Source organism: Paenibacillus sp. J31P316 (genome assembly GCF_056269105.1).
In genome coordinates this window covers 258,790-266,174 of sequence record NZ_JBWDNI010000006.1, presented here as the reverse complement: position 1 = coordinate 266,174, position 7,385 = coordinate 258,790, and the positions used below count along the sequence as shown (strand labels likewise).

Below are 7,385 nucleotides of genomic sequence, written 5' to 3'. Positions count from 1 at the left end.
GCGTGAACTGGCGGAGGCCAGGACATGCAGCATTCGCCAGCTTCGTCGAATAGATTGGTTTGCGTGAACTGGCGGAGGCCAGGACATGCAGCATTCGCCAGCTTCGTCGAAATAGATTGGTTTGCGTGAACTGGCGGAGGCCAGGACATGCAGCATTCGCCAGCTTCGTGGAATAGATTGGTTTGCGTGAACTGGCGGAGGCCAGGACATGCAGCATTCGCCAGCTTAGGAGAAGCAGAAGCAATGAAATGCTTTTCTGGCCCACAAGCAAATAATGGGCAGGGGGATTACAGCCGAAGCAGCGCGAGTGCTGCTCTGGCTCTTTTTTTGGTTTGGAGGAAGCCGAGTGGGTAGGAATGAATGCCGCGCGTCCCCCTCCATCATTTGCCAGTCAGATTGACTCGTATGAAACGCATAGGTAAAATGACTGTAGCTAGCATGGCGGGATTGACGGAAAAAGGGGCAGGAGCAAAGCGATGGAATCGATCGGGTTAGTGTTGGAAGGCGGGGGCATGCGGGCTGTTTACACCGCGGGCGTGCTGGAGTATTTTTTGGAGCAAAACGTGTTTTTTCCTTATATAGTCGGCGTGTCGGCGGGCGCGTGCGTAGCGACGAGTTATCTGTCCCGGCAGAAGGGGCGCAACAAGATCGTAAACGTCGACATGATCACGGATAAACGGTACATTTCGTGGCGGAATTACTTTCGCAAAGGCGAAATGTTCGGCATGGATTTTATATTCGACGAAATCCCGAACAAGCTCGTACCCTTCGATTACGAGGCTTTCTCCGCCAGTCAAGAGGAGTTCGTGGCCGCGACGACGGACGTCGTGACGGGGGAGACGATCTTTTACCGGAAGAGCGATCCTGACTTCGACGTGCTTACCGTGCTGCGGGCGTCCAGCTCGCTCCCTTTTATCGCGCCGATCGTGAACTTCGACGGCAGGCAGCTGCTCGATGGCGGCATTTCCGATCCGATTCCGGTCCAGCAGGCGGAGAAGGACGGCTTCAAGCGTAACGTCGTGGTGCTGACGCGGGATACCGGCTACCGGAAGAAACCGAATCGGTTCGCGTGGTTCGTGCGGCGCATCTACGCCAAATTCCCGAAATTCGTCAGCATCATGCTCCGGCGGCATCAAGTATACAACGGACAGGTCGCCTACATTCAAGAGCAGGAGGCCCAAGGAAATCTGTTCGTCATCCGGCCCGAGAAACCGCTGGAAGTCGGGCGGATGGAGAAGGACTCCGCGAAGCTCGATGCGCTGTATCTGCAAGGCTACGAGGATGCGAAGCGTCTGATGCCTTCGCTGAAAGCATGGTCGGGCCAATAATAGACGGGGTGGCGCTATCGCGTCGTTGATTTCCGAATCGAATGATTCGCAGGCATGATCGAATAGAATGAATTCGATATGAATTAAATAAGAGTGAATTCGATGTTGAACGAATTCGAATGATAGACGGTGCTTTTGTCGCGGAGCTGACGTGGAGACCGTCTTTTTGCTGTCCGCGGGTTTAATCCGGCAGGCCTCCGGGGATGGCGCGGCTCATGCGGTCCAAGGCTTGCACGATACGCCGAATGAGCGGCCGTGAACGATGATAACCCCCGTGGGCGGCCGGCGTCCAGCCGAAGAGTCCGGGGCAGCGAACCTCGACGTCCTCGGTAACCGCGGAATCATAGTTCGCGTTCAACCCTTTGAGCGGATAGGCGAGAATATCGTCGCGGTCGTAGAAATTGACCCATTCTCCTACGCCGAGCGCGCGAAGTCTCGCGGCGGGCACGGAGATGGGCCGGCCGAAATGCTCGAAGCGCATCGTCCACAGCGCGATGGGGCTGCCCATCGTGTAGAAATGGGTCAACGTTTCGCCGCTTACGAGCTTCGAGTTGCACGCGCGAACGAGCTCGGCCGATTTCGGCCGCATTTTGCGATATTGCAGGTCGTAGAAATAGTTGCTCGCGATAATCGTGCCGAGGCTGTGGGCGATGATGCACAGCGGCGCATCCTCCCCGGCGCGGCAAGAGAGACGCCGGAGCTGCTGGGCGAACCGGGCGTGGATGTCGTCGTAGATATAATCCTGCGGGCACGGATCGGAAGTCTTCGGAATGGCTTGGTACGCGATGGCGTCGCCAAGATAGTTGACGATGAAGGAGCGGAGCTTCAGCGCGTCGTTCCAATGCAGCCGGTCCGCATCGGTCCGTTTCCACAGCCGGCGTTCCATCGCGTCCGTAATATCCCCCCAATAAATGCCTTCTACGATCAAACAGACACTCGGGTTCACCTTAGCCATCGCCTTCTGCAGCCGTTCGGCCATCTCCTTGTGAAAATCCCAGGTTTGCTGTCCCATGCCATGCACGATCCCCACCGCAATTCGCATTCCGAAGCCTCCCGCGCCTGTCGTCTATCCCGTCTCCTATCCTATTCGGGCAGGCGATGCGGATAGACTTCAAACGACAAAGTAGGACGGCAAACGCGACGAGTCAAGGCGGAAATGCGCGATAGGTGCGCGTTAGCCGTCTTATTTGTCGTGCGCGGCTATGGGGCGGAACAGGAAAGCTAGCCGAAGGCGCCTAGCGTCGAATGTTATTTGCGTTTGCCGCCGCGACATTATCGCATTGGCCGTGAAAATAAGTAGGGGAATGATTGAGTATTACAAAAAATGACAACTTTCTGGGTGAAATATGAAAATTTTTGATTCACTGGGTCTTTAGATCGAGGTTTTTTCATGGATAGCGCCGGAAGTTCCAAAAAAAATGTGGGAAATCCTTCAAATTCAGCGTGAAGATGCCGATAATCACACTTATAATGCACAAATGCGTACGAGGTGAAATCGAGTGTTCTTCATAAAATGCCTTTTTGCCGCGTTATCGGCCGTCGTCGGATTTTCCCTTCTGATGATCTATATTTATCGCTCGTTGAAGAATGGCATGTAGGTCCACCGGGTGGGGGGATGCTGGCATGACGCGCATCCGCGACTCGGATGCGCGTTTTGGCGTTGACGCCGCGGCGTTTACAGCATTTCACGGAAGCCTGCCGAACAGGGTTGCGCCTCTTGGCATGCGCCGCGAGCCCCACCGGCGAGACTCATAGTTAGTCTCAAGCAGGGGGCAATACTTGCCTTGTTTGGTGAAATAAATGCAAAAGTGCATTTATTTTTCTTTAGATTGCAATTTATTTTGAAATAAGTGCAGATATGCAGTTATTTCATCTGGAAAATCATATTTCTGCGCAGATGCGCATTAATAAGTGCATTTTTGCAGTTATTTTGCTCTATACGTTCTTTTCATCGGAAATAAGTGCAGATATGCAGTTATTTAAGTTATGGCCGGTGGCTCGGAACGGGCGAGATGCTTCCAAATGCCGAAGTGCCCGGAGTGCCCGAAGTGCCCGAGGTGCCGGAAGTGCCGTAGTGCCGGAAGTGCCCAGAAGTGCGGGAAGTGCCCGGAGTGCCGTAGTACCCGAAGTGCCGGAAGTGCCGGAAGTGCCTGAAGTGCCTGAAGTGCCCGGAGCGCCCGAAGTGCCATTGTGCCCGAACGCCAAAGTGCGCCAAAGCACTTCCGCATACACGCCAAAGCGCTCCAAGCACGGCGTCCGAAGAGCGTCTTGCATTAAATCCTAAGCGCACCATGCGCCTGCTCCTCGCGCGCCACAAGTCTCCCCGAAAAAGAAAACGGCCCCTGCCGCGGAGATGAACGAATCATGGATTCGTCCGTCTCATCGCTACGGGAGCCGCTGCCTTACTATAACGCTATACAGAACAACGGGGCTTTACAGCCACCAGCCGTTATCTTTCTCCTCCAACAATTCCGCATTCACGTCGTTCCATTCGAACGTCGTCTCTTGGCCGTTCATCAGCCAGCGGCTCGGGCAAGTATTATGGAGCCAATCGAGCGGCTCGGCGACAGGGAGCGGCTGAGCGGCGAGCTCGAACGCTTGGCGGATCGCCCGTTCCTGTTCCTTCGTCACGATGGACGGATCGGCCGAGACGAAGAGCGGCGTGCCGCTGCCTGCCAAGACGCGAAGCCATTGTTCGTTCAGCGCCCAAGGCACGTCCTTCGTCAGCCCGAGGCAATCGGCGTCGTGGCTGTAGAAGGTGCCGTGCTGCGGCATGCGGAACGCGAGCGTGTTTACGCCCATGTAGCGCGTGCGCTCCCACCATTTTCCGCTCGTGTCGTCGCCGGTCCGCTGAATCTCGAACAAGCCCGCCGACAGATGGCTGAACGTGTTGCAGCCGATGATGTCGGCTTGTCCCGAGGCTTCCGCGATCGTTCGGTACAGCGCAAGCGTGATCTCCGCCGTCGTGCGAGAGCGGTCGCGGAACGGCTGCTGCAGCGCGTTCGGCCGGGACTTCATCGTGAATCCCCACTGGCCGAGCAGATCGAACGAGGTAAAATCATGCTTCAGCAGGTCGATGCCCCAGCCGGCCATCGTTTCGACCGATGCCCGGATATGCTGCAGCACGTCGGGCTGGCTCGGATCGAGCACTTGTCCGCCGCTGCCGGCATAGCGTACCCACTCGGCGGGAACCTCTTCCGCCGTCAAGAGCGGGCGGCTCCAAATGCCGGGCTTGACCCCGATCTCTTTCATGTCGCCGATCAGGCGCTCCATATCGGGGAATTTAGCATTGCCGACCCATGGGCCGCCGTTGCACGCGCCGCCGCCGCTGACGAGCTGCCAGCCGTCGTCGATGACCATGTACGGCCGGTTCTCCGTATTCGAGGACAGGGAAGACATGAACCGCGAATCCGCCAAAATCTCCTCGGTCGAGCTGTTCCCGTACGCATAATACCAGTTGTTGCCGCCATAGACCGGCTGCTTCGGCATCACGGGACGCTCGCACATCAGCCGGCAGAACCGCTGCGCGGCGGCGAACGCCGAATCGCCCTCTTGGCCTGAATCATGCAGCAGCTCCGCGACCAGCAGCTTGCGCGCGCCGAGGCGGACGCCTTCGCTGCCGTTCATGACATCCGCCGTGAACGTTACGCCGTCGGCATCGATTTGCCAATGGCAGAACGAATTCGGGCCGGTTTTGACCCCGAACCCTTCCGTGCGCTGTCCGTCGTGGCGGAGAAAATACCACGGCAGGACGCGTTCCGGCACGATGCCGCGCCACTCCAGATCGCCGTAGCCGCGTTCCCAATGATCGCCGAGGATGAGCGAACGCCCGTCCTGTTTGATTTTCCAACGGAGCTTGATCAGTCGGATGGCATCGTTCGGTGCCTCCAGCTCCAATGCATGCGCATCGCCGGAAGCGGTGAGGGATACCGATACGGCTTGTGCCGTCCACCTGCCGCCTGCCTCCGCCTTCAGCGTGATCCAGCCCTCGTCCGTGCGGATCACCGCGCCGTCCGGTGCTCCGATATGAAACCTAGCTTCCATGTTTGTTCCTCCTCTATAATAGAACCATATGATCCAGTATAGACGCGGAGCGTCAGCCTATGAATAACATACCGGGTCATGAGCTGCATGAATAGTTAACCAACTGAGACATCGCGGACAAACAAGGAAGCGGGCGCAGATGACGGAAGGCAGGAACGGCATCATGGACATGACGACGAGAACGGCGGGTACGACAGATGCGATGGATAGGCCGGACTCGAAGAGCGCGCCAGACTCTCGGAGCTTGACGGATGTTCCCCCGACGGTCCGGCTGCTGCCGAATCGGAAGGCGGAAGCGTATTTCTACGGGGCGCAGACGGGGAGCGTTCCGGAAAAATGGTACTGCCGCAGGCATCTGCACCACATGATGTTCGAGCTCAATGTCGTGCTTGAAGGCACGCAGCTGGCCGAAATCGGCGGGGCATCGTACCGGCAGGGCAAGGATCATCTCGTCCTGGTGCCGCCCATGATGCTGCACTCGTACAAGGCGGAGGGGCCGTTCTCCTTCTTCGTCATGCATGTGCAGGTCGACGACCCCGTCTTTCTGAACAAGCTGAACCGCGCGAAGCTGCTGCTGATGCCGCCAGAGCATGAGCTGAATCGGCTGCTGCTTCCGGAGATGCTGCGCGTCATGCGCCTCGCAACGGAAGAGGGGGCGTCGAAGGCCAAGCTGTTCCGCTGCATTTACACGATCATGGACCTGCTCGAATCCTCCATTGACGAGCAAAAGGAGCCTGGCGCCGGAACCGGGAACGACGTGCTGCCGATCCGCATTGCGCAGGCGATCGAATCGCTTGTCGCGAACCGCCAAGCGGAGGAGGCCATCTCCTCGGGCTGGATGGAAGAACTGGCGGCCAGCCTCGGCTTCAGCCGGCGCCACTGCTATCGTGTGTTCAGGGAAGCGTACAGTCTATCGCCGCGCGAGTATCTCGCCGTGCTGCGTCAGCAGGAAGCGATGCATCTGCTGACGGGCGGGCTGCATCCCGTTGAAGAGGTGGCGCGGCGCATCGGCTACGACAACGTGCAGAGTTTCATCCGCCAGTTCGTGAAGTGGACAGGCACGACGCCGGGCGCGTTCCGCAAGCAGCGAGCGGGAGAAACGGTCTATTTGACGCCGCTCGAGCTGGAGTAAGTTGCGGCAGCGTCGATGAATTGTTGTGAAGTCTGATGTAATTCCATGAGGCCCAAGCCCGAAGAAGCTCAAAAGCACACCCCGTGTACTACATCGCCAGAAAACCGGCGAAGTCGGAGCAAGAGGTGCACCCGTGCACTACATCGCCAGAAAAGCGGTGAACACGGAGCAAGAGGTGCACCCGTGTTCTACATTGCATCACCAGAAAGCAAACCTAATTCGGAGGTGTATCATGAACGATACTGCGTTGCTCGTGATCGACGTGCAGAACGAAATGATGGACGAGGCCAATCCCGTTTACAACTCGGCGGCAGTGACTCGCAATTTGCAAAACCTGCTGGCGAAAGCGCGCAGCCAAGGCGTGCCGGTCATCTATATCCAGCACGAAGAAGGGCCGGGCGGGTCGCTGGTACCGGGAAGCGAGGCGTGGGAGATCTATTCGGAGATTCGCCCCGAGGGCGGCGAACTAATCATTCCCAAGACAACGCCGGATTCCTTCCACGGGACGGAGCTCCATGATGCACTGCAGGCGCGCGGCATCAAGCATCTGGTGCTCACCGGCATGCAGACCGAGATTTGCGTGGATACGACCTGCCGAAGAGCGTTTAGTCTGGGGTACGGCGTTACGCTCGTGACGGACGCGCACAGCACATGGAACTTGGGCGAACTGTCGGCGGAGCAAATCATTGCGCATCATAACCGGGCACTAGGGTGGTTTGCGAAAATGAAGGAGACCAAAGAAATAACGTTTTCAGACAATTAACCTAATTAACCCAATTAACCGAATTAACCCTGAGCCTGATCGTTAACGTCGGCAAACATCCAAATGGTTCCAAATGCCCATGCCTAAGGAATCATTTATTTCGTCCCACCGGAAGGGA

Annotated in this window: 5 protein-coding genes; 3 read left to right on the top strand and 2 right to left on the bottom strand. The window is 57.3% G+C overall.

Annotation, left to right across the window (positions count from 1 at the left end):
• Positions 1-476 precede the first annotated feature (476 nt).
• Positions 477-1,328 carry a patatin-like phospholipase family protein gene (locus AC0YNU_RS20300; protein ID WP_475759960.1) on the top strand — a complete coding sequence of 284 codons (852 nt, stop codon included), beginning with the start codon at positions 477-479 and terminating at the stop codon, positions 1,326-1,328.
• A 181-nt stretch (positions 1,329-1,509) separates the two neighbouring features.
• Here AC0YNU_RS20300 and AC0YNU_RS20295 read toward each other — a convergent pair whose 3' ends face one another.
• Positions 1,510-2,370: a chemotaxis protein gene (locus tag AC0YNU_RS20295; protein ID WP_475759958.1), complete on the bottom strand. Its 861-nt coding sequence runs from the start codon at positions 2,368-2,370 to the stop codon at positions 1,510-1,512.
• 1,391 nt (positions 2,371-3,761) lie between these two features.
• Positions 3,762-5,372: an alpha-amylase family protein gene (locus tag AC0YNU_RS20290; RefSeq protein WP_475759956.1), complete on the bottom strand. Its 1,611-nt coding sequence runs from the start codon at positions 5,370-5,372 to the stop codon at positions 3,762-3,764.
• Between the two features lie 139 nt (positions 5,373-5,511).
• Here AC0YNU_RS20290 and AC0YNU_RS20285 point away from each other — a divergent pair, with 139 nt between their 5' ends.
• Both AC0YNU_RS20285 and AC0YNU_RS20280 read left to right on the top strand, forming a co-directional pair.
• On the top strand, positions 5,512-6,504 hold the full coding sequence (locus tag AC0YNU_RS20285) for a helix-turn-helix domain-containing protein (protein ID WP_475759954.1): 993 nt from the start codon (positions 5,512-5,514) through the stop codon (positions 6,502-6,504).
• Between the two features lie 232 nt (positions 6,505-6,736).
• On the top strand, positions 6,737-7,267 hold the full coding sequence (locus tag AC0YNU_RS20280; protein WP_475759952.1) for a cysteine hydrolase family protein: 531 nt from the start codon (positions 6,737-6,739) through the stop codon (positions 7,265-7,267).
• Positions 7,268-7,385 lie beyond the last annotated feature (118 nt).

Coding starts and splice junctions, on each gene's coding strand:
- AC0YNU_RS20300 (WP_475759960.1), top strand. CDS start 477: ATGGAATCGATCGGGTTAGTGTTGGAAGGCGGGGGCATGCGGGCTGTT.
- AC0YNU_RS20295 (WP_475759958.1), bottom strand. CDS start 2,370: ATGCGAATTGCGGTGGGGATCGTGCATGGCATGGGACAGCAAACCTGG.
- AC0YNU_RS20290 (WP_475759956.1), bottom strand. CDS start 5,372: ATGGAAGCTAGGTTTCATATCGGAGCACCGGACGGCGCGGTGATCCGC.
- AC0YNU_RS20285 (WP_475759954.1), top strand. CDS start 5,512: ATGACGGAAGGCAGGAACGGCATCATGGACATGACGACGAGAACGGCG.
- AC0YNU_RS20280 (WP_475759952.1), top strand. CDS start 6,737: ATGAACGATACTGCGTTGCTCGTGATCGACGTGCAGAACGAAATGATG.